The organism is Bacteroidota bacterium (assembly GCA_030017895.1).
Taxonomy (GTDB): Bacteria; Bacteroidota; Ignavibacteria; order UBA10030; family BY39; genus JASEGV01.
Window position 1 is genome coordinate 19,347 of record JASEGV010000025.1, and the last position, 19,402, is coordinate 38,748.

18 protein-coding genes are annotated in these 19,402 nt (G+C 37.9%); 17 read left to right on the forward strand and 1 reads right to left on the reverse strand.

The annotated features are described in order from the left end of the window. Positions 1-158: 158 nt before the first annotated feature. The 16 genes from secD (at position 159) to QME58_06550 (ending at position 18,534) form a co-directional block, all read left to right on the forward strand. On the forward strand, positions 159-2,012 hold the full coding sequence (gene secD / locus QME58_06475) for a protein translocase subunit SecD (protein ID MDI6803476.1): 1,854 nt from the start codon (positions 159-161) through the stop codon (positions 2,010-2,012). A 21-nt stretch (positions 2,013-2,033) separates the two neighbouring features. Continuing rightward, the gene (gene secF / locus QME58_06480) at positions 2,034-2,945 is read left to right on the forward strand and encodes a protein translocase subunit SecF (protein MDI6803477.1); all 912 of its coding nucleotides are present in this window, start codon (positions 2,034-2,036) and stop codon (positions 2,943-2,945) included. 9 nt (positions 2,946-2,954) lie between these two features. Beyond that, positions 2,955-3,296, forward strand: coding sequence for an STAS domain-containing protein (locus tag QME58_06485; protein ID MDI6803478.1), 342 nt, complete (start codon positions 2,955-2,957; stop codon positions 3,294-3,296). Between the two features lie 83 nt (positions 3,297-3,379). Then, positions 3,380-4,654, forward strand: a complete 1,275-nt coding sequence (locus QME58_06490) for an adenylosuccinate synthase (protein MDI6803479.1) — start codon at positions 3,380-3,382, stop codon at positions 4,652-4,654. 2 nt (positions 4,655-4,656) lie between these two features. Continuing rightward, positions 4,657-5,853 (forward strand): HAMP domain-containing sensor histidine kinase, encoded by a 1,197-nt coding sequence (locus QME58_06495; GenBank protein ID MDI6803480.1) that lies wholly within the window; start codon positions 4,657-4,659, stop codon positions 5,851-5,853. Positions 5,854-6,167: 314 nt separating this feature from the next. Then, entirely contained in the window at positions 6,168-8,798 is a 2,631-nt protein-coding gene (mutS, locus tag QME58_06500; protein MDI6803481.1) for a DNA mismatch repair protein MutS, read from the forward strand. A 5-nt stretch (positions 8,799-8,803) separates the two neighbouring features. Next, positions 8,804-10,465 (forward strand): hypothetical protein, encoded by a 1,662-nt coding sequence (locus QME58_06505; GenBank protein MDI6803482.1) that lies wholly within the window; start codon positions 8,804-8,806, stop codon positions 10,463-10,465. A gap of 275 nt (positions 10,466-10,740) precedes the next feature. Next, a complete protein-coding gene (locus QME58_06510) occupies positions 10,741-12,231 on the forward strand; it encodes a hypothetical protein (GenBank protein ID MDI6803483.1) in 1,491 nt (496 codons plus the stop codon). Between the two features lie 81 nt (positions 12,232-12,312). Further along, positions 12,313-13,626, forward strand: coding sequence for a 4Fe-4S dicluster domain-containing protein (locus tag QME58_06515; protein MDI6803484.1), 1,314 nt, complete (start codon positions 12,313-12,315; stop codon positions 13,624-13,626). A gap of 111 nt (positions 13,627-13,737) precedes the next feature. Further along, positions 13,738-14,301 carry an ORF6N domain-containing protein gene (locus tag QME58_06520; GenBank protein ID MDI6803485.1) on the forward strand — a complete coding sequence of 188 codons (564 nt, stop codon included), beginning with the start codon at positions 13,738-13,740 and terminating at the stop codon, positions 14,299-14,301. A gap of 85 nt (positions 14,302-14,386) precedes the next feature. Continuing rightward, positions 14,387-14,932, forward strand: coding sequence for a BMC domain-containing protein (locus QME58_06525; GenBank protein ID MDI6803486.1), 546 nt, complete (start codon positions 14,387-14,389; stop codon positions 14,930-14,932). 92 nt (positions 14,933-15,024) lie between these two features. Further along, positions 15,025-15,582, forward strand: a complete 558-nt coding sequence (locus QME58_06530; protein MDI6803487.1) for an RNA polymerase sigma factor — start codon at positions 15,025-15,027, stop codon at positions 15,580-15,582. Next, positions 15,579-16,031, forward strand: a complete 453-nt coding sequence (locus QME58_06535; protein ID MDI6803488.1) for a hypothetical protein — start codon at positions 15,579-15,581, stop codon at positions 16,029-16,031. The genes QME58_06530 and QME58_06535 overlap by 4 nt, the downstream gene beginning before the upstream one ends. Next, a complete protein-coding gene (locus QME58_06540) occupies positions 16,028-16,348 on the forward strand; it encodes a YbjQ family protein (protein MDI6803489.1) in 321 nt (106 codons plus the stop codon). The genes QME58_06535 and QME58_06540 overlap by 4 nt, the downstream gene beginning before the upstream one ends. Further along, positions 16,341-17,645: an alpha/beta fold hydrolase gene (locus QME58_06545; GenBank protein MDI6803490.1), complete on the forward strand. Its 1,305-nt coding sequence runs from the start codon at positions 16,341-16,343 to the stop codon at positions 17,643-17,645. Before QME58_06540 ends, QME58_06545 begins: the two co-directional genes overlap by 8 nt. Before the next feature lie 241 nt (positions 17,646-17,886). After that, positions 17,887-18,534: a class I SAM-dependent methyltransferase gene (locus QME58_06550; protein ID MDI6803491.1), complete on the forward strand. Its 648-nt coding sequence runs from the start codon at positions 17,887-17,889 to the stop codon at positions 18,532-18,534. Positions 18,535-18,588: 54 nt separating this feature from the next. Here the strand turns inward: QME58_06550 and QME58_06555 are convergent, their stop codons facing one another. Then, on the reverse strand, positions 18,589-18,744 hold the full coding sequence (locus QME58_06555) for a hypothetical protein (GenBank protein ID MDI6803492.1): 156 nt from the start codon (positions 18,742-18,744) through the stop codon (positions 18,589-18,591). Between the two features lie 421 nt (positions 18,745-19,165). Here QME58_06555 and QME58_06560 point away from each other — a divergent pair. Continuing rightward, on the forward strand, positions 19,166-19,402 hold a 237-nt coding region (locus QME58_06560; protein ID MDI6803493.1), incomplete at its 3' end, for an IS5/IS1182 family transposase.

Below are 19,402 nucleotides of genomic sequence, written 5' to 3' on the forward strand. Positions count from 1 at the left end.
ATTAAAAACGTATTAAATATATATCAAAAATTTGAGATAAGCAATAAGTTTTTTTATTGTTATTGACTTTTATGTAATATTCCGTTATATTTTCATCTCAAAAATTAACTATGAACCATAAAATCAACAAATATTAGTCTTATGGAGGTTTAGCTTTCGTGAAAAAAGAACGCGGTAAAATTATTATTATCATCGCCAGTATCCTAATCGCTTTGTATCTTTTATATCCCACTTATAAGGATTATAATTTTACAAAGCAATTAATAAGTTTGGCTGGCGAAGATAGTGTTAAATATCTTGAACAAAACGAACATGCTATTCGTGAAGCCCGAATGAAAAGAATCAAATTGGGTTTGGATCTTCAGGGTGGTATGCGCGTCGTTTTAGAAGTGAACATCCCTAAATTGCTTGAAGATTTGGCAAAAAATAAGGATGAAATTTTTAATACCATAATAAATGAAGTTCATGCTGAAACAAAAGTATCGGATCAACCAATTACAGGTATCCTGCTTCGTAAATTTGAGGAAAGAGGTATTCGGCTGAGCAGGTATTATGGCAGCATTCGGGATAATAACGAAGAAATCATATCAAAATTAGATGAAGAAGCCGTTAATGCAATAGATAGAGCCGTAGAAGTTGTTCGAAACCGAGTTGACCAATATGGTGTATCCGAACCTACCATCCAGAAACAAGCCGCTACAAGAATTATTGTTGAATTACCAGGTGTCAGTAAAGAATCCGAAGTCAGGCAGCTTCTCCAAGGAACAGCCTTACTCGAATTTAAATTACTTAAAGAACCTGAAATCGTCAATAGAGTTACTGAAACTATTGATAAATATTTGGCTGGTAAGCAAGTAGTTGATACGTTAGGGCAAGATACAGCCAAATTATCAGCTGTAAAAGATACAAACGATATTACCATACCGGAAACAGCCACACAAGCTGATGCCGATGCTGCCAAAGAACATCCATTCTTTTTCCTTGCACGACCTGACCCGCAAATACAGGGGGAGTTTTTTGTTGCTGAAGAAAATCGTGAAAAAGTAAATCGGATGTTCAAAAGACCCGAAATAAAAAAATTAATTCCGACAGATATGATTTTCCTCTGGTCAGCAAAGCATTCAATAATAGCTGAAGGAAAAAAATGGTATAAACTCTATCCTGTTAAAAAAGAAGCTGAATTGACTGGTGGTGTTATTGTGAATGCACGGGCGACTATCGATCCTAACTACAATACACCAGTTGTTAACATGGAAATGAATACTGAGGGTGCACGGGATTGGGCACGAATTACAGGAGCGAACATTCAGAAACGCATTGCAATCGTTCTTGATAACTCAGTATTTTCTGCACCCGTTGTACGCCAAAAAATAATTGGTGGTAATTCCCAAATTGAGGGAATGGACAATATCGAAGAAGCAAGGTTATTAGAAATTGTCTTAAAAGCTGGTGCGCTCCCCGCCCCTGTCGAAATTATTCAACAACAAACTGTTGGACCATCGCTAGGCCAGGACTCCATTAATAAAGGAATCGATTCATCATTGCTTGCTTTTGCACTCACAGTTTTGTTTATGATTATTTATTACAGCAAAGCCGGCTCGATAGCAGATTTTGCTTTGATGTTCAATGTAGTATTCGTTCTTGCTGTGTTAGCCGCTTTTCAGGGCACACTTACATTGCCCGGAATCGCGGGTATGATTTTAACAATGGCAATCGCAGTTGATTCTAATGTTCTAATATTCGAGCGAATCCGAGAAGAAGCAGTTACAGGTAAAACTTTAAGAGCTGCTATTGACGCAGGTTATAGCAAAGCCTGGACTGCCATTTTCGATTCGAACTTAACGACATTCTTCACGGGCGTTATTCTTTACAATTTCGGCAGCGGACCGATACAAGGTTTTGCGTTGACATTGATGATTGGTATAGCGGCCAGTTTATTTAGTGCTATAGTCATAACACGTGTAATATTTAATATAATGACTGAACGCAATTCAAACATCAGTTTTGGTTAATCAAACAGGATTTTTATTACTATGAGATTCTTAAAAAAAACAAATCTAAATTTCCTTAGTGTCAGAAAAACTTTTTATATAGCTTCTCTGACCCTTCTTTCTTTCGGAATAATTTCACTTTTTATAAAAGGAATCGATTTGGGTATCGATTTCCTCGGTGGAACAGAGTTAATTGTGCAGTTTCAAACTCCGGCAAAAATATCTGATATCCGTGAAGCCTTAAATAAAGAAGGTATTACACGAGCCGAAATAAAAATTTATGGCGACCCGCTTAACATTTTAATTAGAACACCTGTACACGAATTCGGCACGGTTGTAGGCGACAATATCAAGACAACTCTTGGAAAAAATTTCCCTGACAATCCAACTACGATTTTGGAAGAACAAAAGATCGGACCCAAAATCGGTGCAGAACTTCGCCGTGGTGCTATTTACGCAATTCTTGCATCGCTGATAGTAATGTTGATATACATCGGCTTCCGGTTTAAATTTATTTACGGTGTCGGTGCCGTTGTTGCTTTATTCCATGATGTTCTTATAACTTTGGGTATTATCTCCCTTCTCGATGGTATGACTCCCTTTTTAGATTTTGAAATAGATCAAAATATGGTTGCCGCATTCCTCACACTCGTTGGTCTTTCGGTCAACGATAGTGTAGTTATTTTCGACCGTATCAGGGAAAATTTGAAAATCTATAAAACAATGAGTCTGTTCGATGTAATAAATAAAAGTATAAATGATACACTCAGCCGTACCATTATTACATCGGGAACAATATTCATGGTACTATTTATCATTATGTTATTCGGTGGCGAAGTAACCCGCGGGTTCGCTTTCACACTTACAATCGGTATTGTAGTTGGTACTTACTCATCCATCTACATTGCAAGCGCCGTGGTTTACGAATGGTCTTTAAGAAAAAAACAAAGCTAATAATAAAATATGAAATTCAAAATCAAAGAAATCCAGTCTATTGCTATCATAAGTCTTGATGGTAATGTAATGGGTGGACCTGATTCAACAGTCCTGAATGATCTGCTCCATAAACTTATTGCTGATGGAAAGAAAAAAATAGTTTTAGATTTAAAAAACGTAAAGTTGATGAACAGTTCCGGTCTAGGAATGTTGATTGCTGCTATAACTACAATGCGTAATGCTTCAGGTGATTTAAAAATTGCAGCACCTTCAAAAAAAATCGAAAACCTGTTAATCATTACAAAACTTGTTAAAGTTTTCGAAATATTCAAAACGGTTAAACAAGCGGTTGAAAGCTACTCAAAATAAATTATCCTCTTGAATTTTTACTTGTTACAAACTCCGGTAGTGAACTTGTTTCCTATCGGAGTTTTTATTTTATTAAGGTCGTTATGAGCGTTCAAATAATTCTCGGTGCACAATGGGGCGACGAAGGTAAAGGAAAAATCGTTGACCTCCTCAGCCAAAATATAAACATCGTCGCGCGTTATCAAGGCGGCGCTAATGCAGGACATACAATCGTGCTGGATGATAAGCAACACGTTTTGCATCTTATCCCTTCTGGAATCTTCCATCCCAATGTAACCTGCGTAATCGGTAACGGTGTTGTAATTGACCCGATTGCGTTGTTGCACGAAATAACGCAACTTCAAAATTTAGGAATCAACATAACTAATCGGTTATTAATTAGCCATAATGCTCATCTAATAATGCCGTATCACAAACTGCTCGATAATTTGCACGAAAAAGGAGCTGATAAAATTGGAACTACCGGCAGGGGCATAGGTCCAGCATACATCGACAAAGCAACCCGCACAGGAATAAAAATAGTCGACCTTCTTGATCGCAAGATTTTTGAAATGAAATTAATCAAAAACATCGAAGTGTATAACAAACTTTTTGATCAGATTTATGGTGAAGCGAAATTAGATGTTGAAAAAATAGTTGCAGAATACGAAAATTTTGATAAAATAATTGATGAGTATGTTACCGATACAGCCCTCTACTTAAATAATGCTATAAAAGACGGTAAAAATATTTTAGCCGAGGGGGCTCAAGGTGCTTTGTTAGATATTGACCACGGAACTTATCCCTTCGTTACTTCCTCTAATCCTACAAGCGGCGGTGCTTGTACCGGACTTGGAATTCCGCCTACATCCATCAAATCAATCCTCGGTGTTGCAAAAGTTTACTGCACTCGTGTTGGCAATGGACCGTTCCCCACAGAACTCACAGATGAACTCGGCACTAAACTCCGCACTGTTGGTTCTGAATTCGGCGCCACTACCGGACGACCACGCCGCTGCGGCTGGTTCGATGCATTTGCTATGAAATATTCTGCAATGATAAACGGAATAGAAAAATTAGCGATTACAAAATTAGATGTACTTAGCGCTTTTGATGATATTTTTATTTGCACAGCTTACGAATACAACGGAAAGCGATTAAAAACTTTTCCCACCGATGTCATCTCGTTGGAATCTGTTAGACCAATTTACGAACGCTTCGACGGTTGGAAAACTGAGTTAGTGAATATTACTTCATTCACCGACTTGCCAGATAATGCTATAAAATACTTATCAGCTATAGAAATATTTACAGGTGTTGGCATTAACATCATATCGGTTGGTCCAAAAAGAAATCAAACTATAATTCTCGACAACTAAATATGGCAACACCCCGCTCCACGAACATTAAACTATCATTAGTAATTGCCGCCATCATACTTGTTGTGGCAACCATAATTTATACACAAATTATCGTCGATAAATTATTGGTGAAGGAACGTGAGATAGCCGACCTCTATGCAAAATCTCTGGAATACCTTGCTACGAGTCCTGATGCTCAAGCAGATTACAGTTTCGTTTTTAATGAGGTGATAAAAGCAATAGACTTCCCTATTATTTTATCCGATAATCAAAGATTTCCTATCCCTCCATACAAAATGAATATACGAAATATTCGGCTGGATACAACTCTATCGGAAATTGAACAAGAAATATTTCTCAAAAAACTAATCACCCGGTTTGACGAAACTAACGAACCGATTAAGGTGGCGCTTAACGATACAATCATTCTTCAGTACCTGCACTACGGCGAATCTCAAATAGTTACAGAACTGCGTTGGCTACCTTTTATCGAAATCGGTTTAGCCGGAATTTTTATCCTCCTCGGTTACGTCGGTTTTAGTTACATCAAACGAACTGAGCAAAGTAATATCTGGGTTGGTATGGCGAAAGAAACTGCTCATCAGCTCGGCACACCGTTGTCGAATGTTATGGGCTGGATGGAATTAATAAAACTAAATGCAGAGAAAAGTAATAAAGTTTTAGAGACAGTAAACGAGATGGAGAACGATTTAATTCGTCTCCAAAAAGTTACTGAACGTTTCTCGAAAATTGGCTCTAAACCAAACTTGAAATTAGAACCGCTGAACGAGCTAATAGAAAATGTTACTAATTATTTCCGGAAACGACTGCCACAGTTGCGCAAAAACATTGAAATATCAGTTAACCTGAACAAAAATGTCTCTGTAAATATTAATCGCGATCTGTTCGAATGGGTTCTTGAGAACCTCATCAAAAATTCTATCGACGCTATCGAACAAGGAGAGGGTAATATTTCAATTTCCATACAAGAAAAAAATAAGTATTTTTTTATTGATGTAAAAGATACAGGCAAAGGCATCGACCAAAAATTTAGAAAGGATATCTTCAGACCGGGTTACAGCACTAAAGAACGCGGATGGGGATTAGGATTGAGCCTCTCGAAAAGAATTATTGAGACCTACCATAAAGGAAGATTGATTTTACTAGAAAGTAAATTGGGAAAAGGAACAACTTTTCGGATAAAGCTGAATAAGTGAGCTAAGAGCGATGAGCAGCGAGCAATGAGTTGTGAGGGTTGAACATTAAAGCTGTGAAGAAATGGATAGTGGGAATATTGGATTGATGGAGTAATTATAACTTACCAAACGCTATTGACCATTGACAATTAAAATTGTTTTTATCGCCTAAATTCCGTTTATTTCATAAAATTATCTGAAGTTACGCAGAATTGACTTTTTGTCATGTTGAGCGAAGCGAAACATCTAAAAATAGCCTGAATTTGAGGTTTCAGATTCTTCACTTCGTTCAGAATGACTCTTTTGCGTAACTTCAGAAATTATTATAAATTTTAATGAGTTCAACTACAAATATCAAATCAACACCGCTGATGCGGCAGTACCAACAAGTAAAAGCAAGATACCCTGATACAATTTTACTATTTCGGATGGGAGATTTTTATGAAACTTTCGACGACGATGCAAAAGTTACATCAAAAATTTTAGGTATCACACTTACAAAACGAGGGAATGGAAATGCGGGAGAAACGCCCCTCGCCGGCTTCCCTTATCACGCCCTCGATAATTATTTACCAAAACTTCTCAAAGCCGGAAAACGAGTTGCAATCTGCGAACAATTAGAAGATCCAAAATTTGCAAAAGGGATTGTAAAACGGGATGTGATTGAAGTTGTAACACCAGGGGTTTCGTTCTCCGAAAAAATTTTAGAAACCAAGCAAAACAATTATTTAGCATCAGTTTATCTCCCTTCACCTTTAGCTACAAGCGATGATATAATCGGCTTTGCTTTCGTGGATGTATCTACGGCTGAATTCGGTGTCAGCGAGTTCCCACTCAAAAACTTAAAGGATCAGATTCAAACTTTCAATCCTGCTGAAATTTTAGTTCAAAAAAGAGACATCGACACAATCCAAAATATTCTTAAAGAAAGTTACAAAAGTATATTCACCAAATTGGATGATTGGATTTTTAATTATGATTACAGTTACGAGCTCCTCATCACACATCTTAAAACTCAATCGTTAAAAGGTTTTGGAATTGAAGGATCTCGCGTCGGAATCGTAGCAGCGGGCGCTGTTCTCAACTATCTTCAGGAAACTCAAAAAGCCAATCTTACACACATCAAGAAAATTTTCCCACACAACACAAGCGAGTATATAACTCTCGACCCATCGACTAAAAGAAATTTAGAAATCACCAAATCTATTGAAGGTAAAGAAGAGGGAACACTTTTCTGGGTTTTAGATAAAACAAAAACTCCCATGGGTGGACGCTTACTAAAAAGATGGATCATTCAACCATTGCTCAACATCAAACCGATACAAGAACGATTGGAAGCAGTGGGTGAATTGGTAAAATATTCGGACATGCTCCGTAAGGTTGGTGATGTTCTTCTAAATTTCGGAGATCTCGAACGTTTGATTGCAAAGGTTTGCACCGGACGTGCTAATCCTCGCGAAATGATTGCTCTAAAAAACAATTTAATGCAAGTCGTAAACCTTAAATCGGCTATTAATAAGGCAGAATGCCTGACACTTTCAGAGATTAGAGACGAGTTTGTAATCCTATCTGATTTGATTGATGATATTTCAAAAACAATTAACGATGAACCTCCCCTTTCGTTAGCTGATGGCGGTGTAATTAAGAAAGAATGTAATTCGAAATTAGATGAGTTAAGAGATATTACACTCAACGGTAAAAGTTGGATCGCCAATCTCCAATTAAAAGAGCGAGAGCGGACTGGAATTAATTCACTTAAGGTGGCTTTTAACAATGTGTTCGGCTATTACATTGAAGTTACTAATACACACAAAGATAAAATTCCTTCTGATTACATTCGTAAACAAACAATTTCAACCGGTGAACGATTTATTACTCCTGAGCTTAAAGAGTATGAAGAAAAGATTTTAAATGCTGAAGAAAAGATTGTCGCTCTCGAAACAGAAATATTTAACGAGCTACGTTTGAAAGCAGCCGATCAAGCTGCGGTAATACAAAAAAACGCTCAACTTGCAGCAACGATTGATGCGCTTGCCTCATTAGCTGAAACAGCAGTTGAACAAGAATACACATATCCTGAAATTGACGATGGAAACTTAATAAATATTATTGAAGGACGACATCCAGTAATTGAGCGACTGCTCCCGCCAGGCGATCAATACACCCCAAATGATACTTACTTGCTCAACGAGGAAAATCAGATTCTGATTATTACCGGGCCCAACATGAGCGGTAAGTCCAGCTACCTAAGGCAGGTTGGTCTAATTGTCTTGCTTGCACAGATTGGCAGCTTCGTCCCCGCAAAAAAAGCTCACATCGGGATTGTTGATAAAATCTATACGCGCGTAGGAGCCAGCGATAATATTGCTTCGGGCGAGAGTACTTTTTTAGTCGAAATGCACGAAGCGGCTCACATTGTGAATACCGCAACTCCAAGAAGTTTAATTCTTCTCGACGAAGTCGGAAGAGGGACAAGTACATTCGATGGAATCAGTATTGCTTGGGCTTTGACTGAACACTTACACAACCGGATAGGCGCGAAAACACTTTTCGCAACGCATTACCACGAGTTGAACGAGCTTGCTGATTTATTCCCGAGAATCAAAAATTATAAAGTCGATGTGCGTGAATATGGTGATAAAGTAATTTTCTTGCACAAAGTTACTCCTGGTTTCGCCGACCATTCGTATGGAATTCAAGTTGCGCAGATGGCTGGCTTGCCTGAGGAGGTAACAGATAGAGCAAAGAAGATTTTAAAAAACCTTGAAGGCTCTGAATTAATTTTACACGATGAAGGCAAAAGTGAAAGCGTGAAGGGACGCATCGCCCCCGCCGAAGTACAACTCACTTTGTTCGAGATGAAAGACGATAAAATAAGAGATGAAATAAAAAAAATTGATATAGATAAATTAACTCCTTTAGATGCCTTAAAAAAGTTAGCCGAGTTAAAAAAGAAAGTTACGTAGCATTAATGGCGATTAACAGATTAAATTATTTTTTTCTTTACACACTATGCTTGCTGCTCTCTGCTCTAAGCTCTTCGCTCCTTTATTCTCAACCTGCACAACAGCATGCCATTCTTGTAATCATTGATGGAGCGAGATATTCTGAAACACTTGGCGATCCCACAGGGCAGTATATTCCACGCATGAAACAACTCGCTACCCAATCCGCTGTTGTAGATACATTCCTCAACGACAGTGTAACAGTAACAAAGCGAGCGATCCCGGCAATCTGGTCGGGTTCGTGGAAAACTCCTCGCGATACAACTATCGGTGGTGTTGCAACCCAATATACTCTCGACCCAACTGTTTGGGAATATTTCAGAAAACACCGAAATCAGGATTCAACTAATGCGATGTATATACTTAAACAACTATCAGGACCTTGGCTGCCAAGCTACCATCCACAATACGGTCCTCAATATTGGCCCTGGTATATAATGCAAGACGGTTACTGGAGCGACCTCTTTGTATGGAATCTTGCAAAACAAAAACTAAATGCACATCATCCTATATTTTCTGTAATCTATTTCGCCGATGTTGACGCTGCCGGTCACTCGGGTGATTGGAACAACTACACGCGTAAAATAACAATTGCTGATAGCATTGTAGGAATGATTTGGGATTACGTTCAAAGCGATTCGATATTTAAAAACCAAACTACACTCTTTGTAACCAACGACCACGGTCGTCATCTCGATGGTGTTTCAACAGGGTTTGTAAGCCACGGCGATGGATGCTGGGGATGCAGAAGAATCCAATTACTCGCAATTGGCAGTGGAGCAAAGAAAGGAGTTTCCTCAACCAAACGTAGAATTCCCGATATCGTTCCTACTATCGGAGCTTTGTTAAATTTCACATCTCCATTTTCTACCGGCACTGCAATGACTGAAATTCTAAAGCCGATTATCTCAATCGATAAAAAATCCATTAACTTCGGAACTTTACCGTTTTCATCATCAAAAACGGATAGTATAATCGTCTATAATTCAGGAGGCAGCAGCTTGAACATTACCACCTCCACCCCATCGAGTTTTTCAATAAATCCGACAAGTACATCTATATTACCTCATACAAATCGAAAATTTTATATCACATTTTCTCCTACAAATTCCGACAGCATATCATCTTTCATTATAATCAATCACAACGATGAACATTTGAGAGATACAATCAGAGTATCGGGAAAAGGAACCCAACGCATCCCAGTTGCAGTCAATAAAGGATGGAACTTAATATCTTTGCCACTTTCAGTCGATAATGGTCGGATAAACTCGCTCTTTACGAATACAACTTCGTTTGCATTTTCATACGATGGGCAGTATATTCAAACCGATTCATTGAAAAAAGGAATCGGATATTGGTTGAAATTCGATTCAACAATGAACTTTAATATTACAGGAATTGAATTTTTAACTGGCACTATTGATGTTGCAGCAGGTTGGAATTTAATCGGCTCTGTGTCTCAGCCGATCTTAGTCTCTTCAATTCAGACAATTCCAGGTGAAATAATTTCTTCAAGTTTTTACGGATACGATAATTCGTATATTGATGTGAACACAATTTTACCCGGAAAAGGTTACTGGATAAAGGTAAACGCTACCGGTAAATTAATCTTGAAAGGTAATTAATTTGAATTATGTAGAAAGAATAAAAAGCAGCGGTGTGGTGGGTTGCGGCGGTGCGGGCTTTCCTGCTCACGTCAAGGCAGCATTAAAAGTTTAATATGTAATAGCAAATAAAGCTGAATGCGAATCACTTTTGGATAAAGATTTGGAATTAATGAAACATGAACCCGAAGTGGTTGTTGGTTGGCTGAATAATGATTTTTACTTACTTGCTCAAAAAAAGAAATAATCGCCTTTATAATTAATAAAATATCAATCAATATTAAGGAGTTTTATTTATGAAACATAACGGATTTCTTTTAGCCATGTTAAGCCTCCTCATTTATCACAATTCAAATGCTCAATATTACCAATACTATCTGAGTGACCCATATAGCACTTCGATAGTCTTTGATAATATCTTCACACTTCCAAAACCCACAGACTCATATCAATCGCAAAGAATGCGGACATTTTCTGAAGGCTCATTCGGTCTAATACTGGACGATTACTCAGACCATTTCCGCAATCCAGCATATTTGATAGAGGGTAATAAAAATGAAATTTTTGGTGATTTAGGATCTATTCAGGATAATGGTAAATTCTTTTTAGGGGGGTTTGTTCCAATTGTAGACAAATCATTAGGTATATCTATCAATCTTGAAGGTTTGAAAAAATACAAAAACACAACAGAATATAATTCTTCTAGTTTAGACCAAGATTATATAAATACATTTACAGAAGAAAACTCTCCCAAAAAATATGGGACAAGATTAAGTTTTTCAAGCCCTATCAGCTCTGAAGTAACTGCCGGTGTAAGCTATCATTTTTTAAAATTTGAAGCACGAACCCAGTCGAGTCAAATCAGAAATAATTCTTCCTCATCAAATTATTATGATTATATAAGATTATTAGATTTATCAAAATTTGGAACAATCCATAAAATTGATGCTGGAACATTATTAAATTTTACAAAATTTGTTTTGGATTTGAAAACAACGTTATTATTTTCATCACACCAATCCAAAAGTCAGGATGAAACAACAACTCGTTCATCATCTTTGATAGAATATTTTGCGAGGATCGGACCCACAGATATCGATACACGAGGCGGATTAATTTCAGCGTTACTAAGTTACACGTCTCCGGATAAAAGTCATTATCTCAGATTCTTGGTTCAGTCGGGCTATACCTCGTATGACATAAAAGGTATTTTAATCCAAATGGACACTGTTAGATATTTGCCTGGACCCGCTTATAAATATATTTTAAATAGTACACGCGAAGGAGATGGAACCGTTTTAGATATCAGAAGTGGTTGCAGCTATGAAAGAAATTTTTCTGAAACTTTTATGGCTTTTGGTGCTATTTCAGTGAATTATATTCTCCATAAAACAAATATTTCAGAAAATGGGAACCGTAGTTATATTGGTAACATTACAACTACAGAAAATATTTCAAAAACTCCATCAGAAACGACAGAAACTATAGACATTCGATTACCTATAGTTATCGAATATTATCATGGTGATTATGTAATTCTGCGAGGTGGGGTCGAACCAAAATATAGATCAGGTGAAACAATAAAATCTTTTCTGACTAGTGAAATTTACAACAATAGTGCTCTTACCTACGGGCATAAAAATGAAATAACACGTAATGAATTATCACTGACATTAAATTTCGGTGCAACTTTCAAACATAACGATTATGGTGCTGTAGATTTACTCTTTGGTAATGTTTTAACAGATACGAAATTCTGGTCAATATCTATAAGGTTATTTTTATAAGCACTATGTCACCCTGATTTTAAAATATTACTCGATGAAATTTATTATATTTAACCAACACTTAACTAACAGGATTAAAAATTGACATACATAGAAAGAATCAGATCGGCAGGCGTTGTCGGCTGCGGCGGTGCCGGATTTCCCGCCCACATCAAGGCTTCTTCCAAAGTTGAATATGTGATAGCAAATGGCGCCGAGTGTGAACCGCTCCTTCATAAAGATTTGGAATTAATGATACATGAACCTGAAGCGGTTGTGGGTGGACTGATCCAGTGGTTAGTTTCTACAGGTTCAAAAAAAGCAATCATTGGCGTAAAGCGAAAGCACGAAGAATCTCTTTCGGGTTTAAAGAAAGCGGCTGAAAATACAAACATCCAACTAAATTGGCTTGGCGATTTTTATCCCACCGGTGATGAGTATGTTCTGGTTTATGAAACAACAAAACGTTTAATTCCGCCACAAGGTATTCCATTAGATGTAGGTATCGTTGTAAATAATGTGGAAACATTACGTAACGCGTATCTGGCATCGGAAGGAATTCCGGTTACACACAAATACATTTCAGTTGTTGGGGCAGTAAATAAACCATCTACACTTTTAGTCCCTATCGGAATTAGTTTTGCGGAAGTAATCGCGGCGGCTGGTGGTGCTAATGTTTCCGACTTCGCCGTCTTCATCAGCGGTATTATGATGGGAACGCTCACAACCGATATGAGTTTACCTATTACAAAAACTTGCGCCGGACTTGTTGTTCTTCCTATGGAGCATCGACTTGTAAAACGTAAAAGTTTACCCGAGACCTCGATGCACCGAATCGGGAAATCAGCATGCGACCAGTGCAGTTACTGCACGGAGTTTTGTCCGCGTTACTTGCTTGGCTACGATGTTCAGCCACATAAAGTTATGCGAAGCCTCGGTTTTACTGTAACCGGCGAAGCATTATGGAATCAATATGCTCAGCTTTGCTGTGCTTGCGGCTTGTGCACGTTGTATGCCTGCCCTGAAGATTTATATCCAAAAGAAGCATGCGACCGTGCTAAATCGGATTTACGCGCTAAAGGAATGAAGTGGGAAGGCAAACGCGATGTTAAAGTCCACCCTCTTGGCGAAGGTCGCCGAACTCCTTTAAAACAACTCGTAAAAAAATTAGGTGTTGATCGCTACGATGGACCGGCACATTTTGAAGATGTGAAATTTTCACCTAATATTGTTCGCATACCTCTTTCACAGCACATCGGTTCACCCGCTTTGCCTATGGTCAATGTTGGAAAAGCAGTAAAGATAGGTGATGTAATTGGTGATATTCCGGATGGAAAATTAGGAGCACGTATTCACTCAAGCATCGACGGAGTTGTAACAAAGATTAATAGTGAAGTGGTGATTGAGAAGAAATGAGATGAGTGATTTTAGATTTATGATTTTGGATATAGAATTTATGGTTTTGAATTTTAATTTTAAATTTTGATATCATTTTTAACGAGGAACAAACTAAGCTCGAATATTAGTATGGTGAAAACAAAATCTATAATACCAGTAGGATTGATCGAACAACGAATCTTTATCATCAGAGGATTAAAGGTAATGATCGACCGTGACCTTGCAGACCTCTATGCAGTTGAAACAAAATATTTGAATCGTCAAGTTAAACGTAATAAAGACCGATTCCCAAGTGAATTCATGTTCAAGCTTACGAAAAAAGAACGAAACGAACTGGTGACAAATTGGCACCGGTTCGATACACTTAAGCATTCGTATGTTTTACCATACGCCTTTACAGAACATGGTGTTGCTATGCTCGCATCTGTGCTGAAAAGTGAACGGGCTATAAAGATGAGTATAATGATTGTAAAAGCATTTGTGCGACTGAGAGAGTTCCTTGCAACGCAACGAGAACTATCAAAGAAAATCCACATTCTTGAATCGAAAATTGATACACACGATAAGGAAATTCATTCGATAATCGAAGCAATACGCCAACTTCTCCAACCACCTGAAAAACCAAAAAGAGAGATTGGGTTTCGTATTTCAGAACCTAAAGTAATATACAGCACTCGAAGAAAGAACAAATAACTATTTACTCATATGCTTAGAGTAGTAGAGATTAAGAATAAAATTAGTAACGAACATAGAATAATAGGAATTTAATATGATAGAAATGAATGCAATAGGACTTGTAGAATTATCGAGTATCGCGGCTGGCTTCGAGGTAGCAGATACGATGCTCAAAACTTCGGAAGTAGAACTTCTCGTTATGCGAAGTATCTGCTCGGGAAAATTTATGGTCTTGGTTGGCGGCGACGTAGCAGCCGTTCGTGCAAGTGTTGAAGCCGGAGAACGAACTGGAGCCGGTTGTGTAGTGGATGCTATGGTAATACCCAATGTCCATAAATCGGTTTTCCCTGCAATCTCCGGTATGAGTCAGGTTGAAGTGCTTGAGGCGCTCGGTATCGTTGAGTCGTTTAGTGTTGCTTCACTTATCGAAGCGGCAGATGCATCAGCAAAAGCAGCGAATGTGAAGTTGATTGAAGTCCGACTTGCAATGGCATTAGGAGGCAAAGCGTTTGTGACAATGACAGGTGAGGTTGCTGCTGTCCGCTCGGCAGTTGAAGCGGGCGCTTCAGTATGTGCTAAACGCGGATTGTTGGTAAATAAAGTCGTTATAGCAAATCCGAAAAAGGAGTTGCTGAAAGAGATGATATGATTTGGGATTTAAGGAAAAAATCAGAAATCCGAAATCAGAAATCCGAAATTGAATAAATTCCCTCCACAAGTGTATCATATACAGAAGCTCAAATGACAGATACTGAAAAAGACGCAGAACTCATAACAAAAGCCCAAAAGGGCAACAAAGAAGCATACGGCGAAATTGTGAAGCTTTATATGAAACGCGCTTATTTTTCGGCGCTTTCAATCGTTGGTTCGCACGATGATGCTCTCGATTTATCTCAAGATGCTTTTATACGCGCATACAGGTCCATTAGAAATTTTGATACAACCAAAAAGTTTTACACTTGGTACTATAAAATTCTTCGCAACCTATGTTTGAATCATTTGAGAGATAAATCGAATCGTGCTAATAATTTTTCTGAAATACTTGAAGATCTAGAAAATATCAAAGATGAAAGTCAAAGTACTGATAAAATGATCGAACAAAACGAAAATAAAAAAATAGTTTGGGAAGCAATCTGGAAACTTACGCCCGAAGACCGCGAAATAATAACCGCAAAGGATATTCTAAATACGAGTTATGAAGATATCGCCGGTTTATTGCAAGTACCGACAGGAACCGTAATGTCGCGCCTTTACTACGCACGAAAGAGATTACGAAAAATAATCGAGGAGCTTCAATGAGCACCGAATTAAATCGCTTCCAAACATTGCTAAATAAAGCTTTAGACAATATGCTAACCGAAGCAGAGCAAGTCGAGTTCAACAGTTTATTAGCTTCATCAAATGAGTATCAAGAAGAGTGGCAATCAATTAAAAAGATAAAGGAGGTAACAAATAATATGAAATTTAAAAAACCGCCTGAAGAAGTGTGGGATAAATACTGGCTCGGTATATACTCGCGATTAGAAAGAGGAATTGCCTGGATATTGATTTCAATTGGAGCCATAATAGTTTTAATATATGGCGGCTTCAAAGCTGTCGAGTCAGTTATTCAAGATCCAACTTTAGCATGGTTTCTTAAGGCGGCAATCTTAATGTTAATAGCGGGCGGGGCAATTTTACTTATCTCCGTCATACGTGAACGAATATTTTTAAGAAAAACTGATAAATACAAGGAAATAATAAGATGATAGTAACAACTTCAAGCACCATAGCAGGAAAAAAGATTATTAAAACAATCGGTATAGTAAAAGGAAACACAGTCCGCGCGCGACATATCGGAAAAGATATCGTTGCACTGTTTAAGAATCTGGTCGGTGGTGAAATACAAGAATACACAAAACTACTCGCAGAATCGCGCGAACAATCAGTTGACAGAATGATATCCGAAGCTGAAAAATTAGGAGCGAATGCAATAGTTGATGCAAGATTCGGAACAAGTTATATAATGCAGAATGCGGCTGAAATTCTGGTTTTTGGAACGGCGGTGGTAGTAAAAGATGAATAGAATAATAATTGGTTTATTACTCATCCTTCCGTCTCTACTTCCATCACAAGAAAAAGAGATCGCAGGAAAATTTGTAAAACTTTTGTTTGATAACAAAATAGCAGAAGCCTACCAACTTTTCGATTCTACGGTTCAATCTAAAATTACAGTCGAACAACTCGGCAGTATTATACCGGGAATCGAGAAACAGTTTGGCAAATTTATTTCGGGTATTGATACTTTGGTAAATCCGTCAGCTAATGGAGAGAATGAACTGACGACATTCGACTTCGGCTGTAAATTCGAAAACGGATCGCTCAATTTCAAAATTGTTGTAAACAATAAGCAGGAAATATCCGGCTTCTGGATAACGCCTAAGACTGATAAAGTTGATTACAGAATTCCCGAATACGTTAATATTGCAAAATTCAAGGAAGTTGAGGTTGAGTTTGGTTTACCTGAATGGAGATTAAAAGGAACTCTCACTATCCCCCGACGGATAGAAAAACCTCCGGTTGTAATTTTGGTACACGGTTCCGGACCGAATGATAGAGACGAGACTATCGGACCAAACAAACCCTTCAAAGATTTAGCTTGGGGATTTGCTTCAAAAGGTGTTGCAGTTCTCCGCTACGATAAACGGACAAAACTGCATGGCAGTAAAATGAAGCCCGGAGATATCAACATCCAAGCTGAAGTTATAGATGATGTGCTTGAAGCTGTAAATTATTTAAACTCACGGGATGATGTAGATATAAGTAAAATCGTTGTAATCGGACATAGTTTGGGCGCCATGGTAGCACCGATGATTGCCTCGCAGTCGAAAACAATTTGCGGAATTGTAATGATGGCTGCTCCTACCCGCAAACTTGAGGATTTAGTTTTAGAACAGATGGAATACATTTATTCTTTGAAGGAAACAATCTCCGATGATGAACGGAGTTTTTTAACCGACCTGAAATTGAAAGTCGATAGTTTGAAAAATAATACCCTCCCCCCTTCAACCCCCTTAATAGGAATACCAGCAAGTTATTTTTACGATTTGGGAAAATACGCCCAAGTTAAAACTGCAAAAGGTTTGAAACTTCCGATATTAATTTTGCAAGGAGAAAGAGATTACCAAGTAACAACGGAAGATTTTAATACTTGGAAGAAAGAACTTTCCGACCATAAAAATGTAATGTTAAAGTCCTTTCCTAAACTCAATCACTTATTTATGACAGGCGAAGGGAAAGCCAAACCTGAAGAATACAATCTACCAAAATCAGTTGATATCGAAGTAATTCAAGACATTGTGGAGTGGGTGAATATAAGATGACATTGACCCCAAACTGATTTTATATTGCGTTCTTAGTCGCTAAGGTGTAAGAAAATAGAGTTATATTATTCAGTGAATAATATTTTACATATTAATTTGACTTTCAATATACGATCAGGCATTGCGTCACTAACTCGTTTGAAAAAGATTCTTGTGTTCGCTTAATTTCGCTTTCACAATATAATTGCTTTGTTACTATTGTGAAGCGAAACAAAATTACTCCATCACACGTAATAACCGTGTGTTAATAAGGAAAAAATGTATTAGGAACAACAAACAGTACTTTAATGAGGTTGCCTCTCAATGGGACAAGATGCGGAAAAGTTTCTTTTCAGAGTCACTTAGAGAAAAAGCTTTTGCAGTTGCGGGTGTCCAGCCATGCAAGCTTGCTGCAGATATTGGAGCAGGTTCAGGCTTCATCACAGAAGGGCTTATTCATAAAGGCTTGAAGGTAATTGCTGTTGACCAGTCCGAGGCAATGTTAGCAGAGGTGAGAAAAAAATTCGCCAGCATCGCTGAGGTTGATTACAGGTTGGGAGAGGCAGAAAGACTACCTATCTCAGATGAAAATGTTGATTTTGTGTTTGCCAACATGTATCTGCATCATGTCGAATTGCCAACGGAGGCAATAAAAGAAATGGTGCGAATTTTGAAGCCGGGCGGTAAACTTATTATTTCGGATTTAGATGAGCACACTTTCGAGTTTCTAAAATACGAACATCATGATCGCTGGATGGGTTTCAATAGAGAGGAGATTATGAGATGGTTTGCAGCAGCATGCCTAAAAAATGTTGCGGTAGATAATGTTGGTGAGAATTGTTGTGCGCAATCGAGTTGTAGGGACGAATATGCCCGCATTAGCATATTCGTGGCTTCAGGTGTGAAATGAATTGTCACACAACGTTATAACATTGTGTTGCCTAACCAGTCACTACTAATGACATCAAGTTGAAATAAGTTGGAAGCCGAGAGATATAGCTTTATTTTGTAACAGTCGAAGTTGTTGTTCTTTTGCGCCAGAGGCGCATCCACCTTTGGTGGAGAATATTTGCTGATAGAGTTCGATACCGTGTTCGACGAAGGCAAGCCCTTTGGTCATGATGCGATAATAGATTGAGTAAAATTTCTTCGTGCGGCTCTGTGAAAATACTTACACGAAGAAACACAAAGAAATACAAAGAGCCACAAAGCTAATAAAGCTTCGTGTAACTTCGTGAAATAAAAATAGAGGGCTTGGAGTTTAATGTCTGTTAGATAGAAGCAAACCGGATTATTTTGAAATGGAATGAAAACAAATAAACATACTAATTCTAACACACACACTACCGACTTGTCCGCCTCTGATGGATGTGTTAGACGGATTATCAAGCATTTTCACCCGCCGATCTTTATGGCGGGTTTATCCGCCTTTGGCGGAATAATTAATAGAGACTTCTGAAAAATTGATAAAAAGAGATATTTTTATTTTAAAATATTAATTTATGTATTATCTTAATACAAATAAAAAAATAGGATAAAAAATGTCAACCAGAAGCAACAAAATACATAATGTCGATTTATTCACTCAAACAGCAAACGAGAATTTTGAGAAACATATAAAAACCCAAAGCAAAGCGGCATTGACACTGATCGAACAAAAAGTTAACTGGGATAAACTGATTAGCCCGATACAGCAAAAGATCGAAAGTCTCAGGTCAGACGCTCCTGCCGGACGAAAACGTCATGAGCTAATAGTTATTGTCAAATGTTTCCTCTTG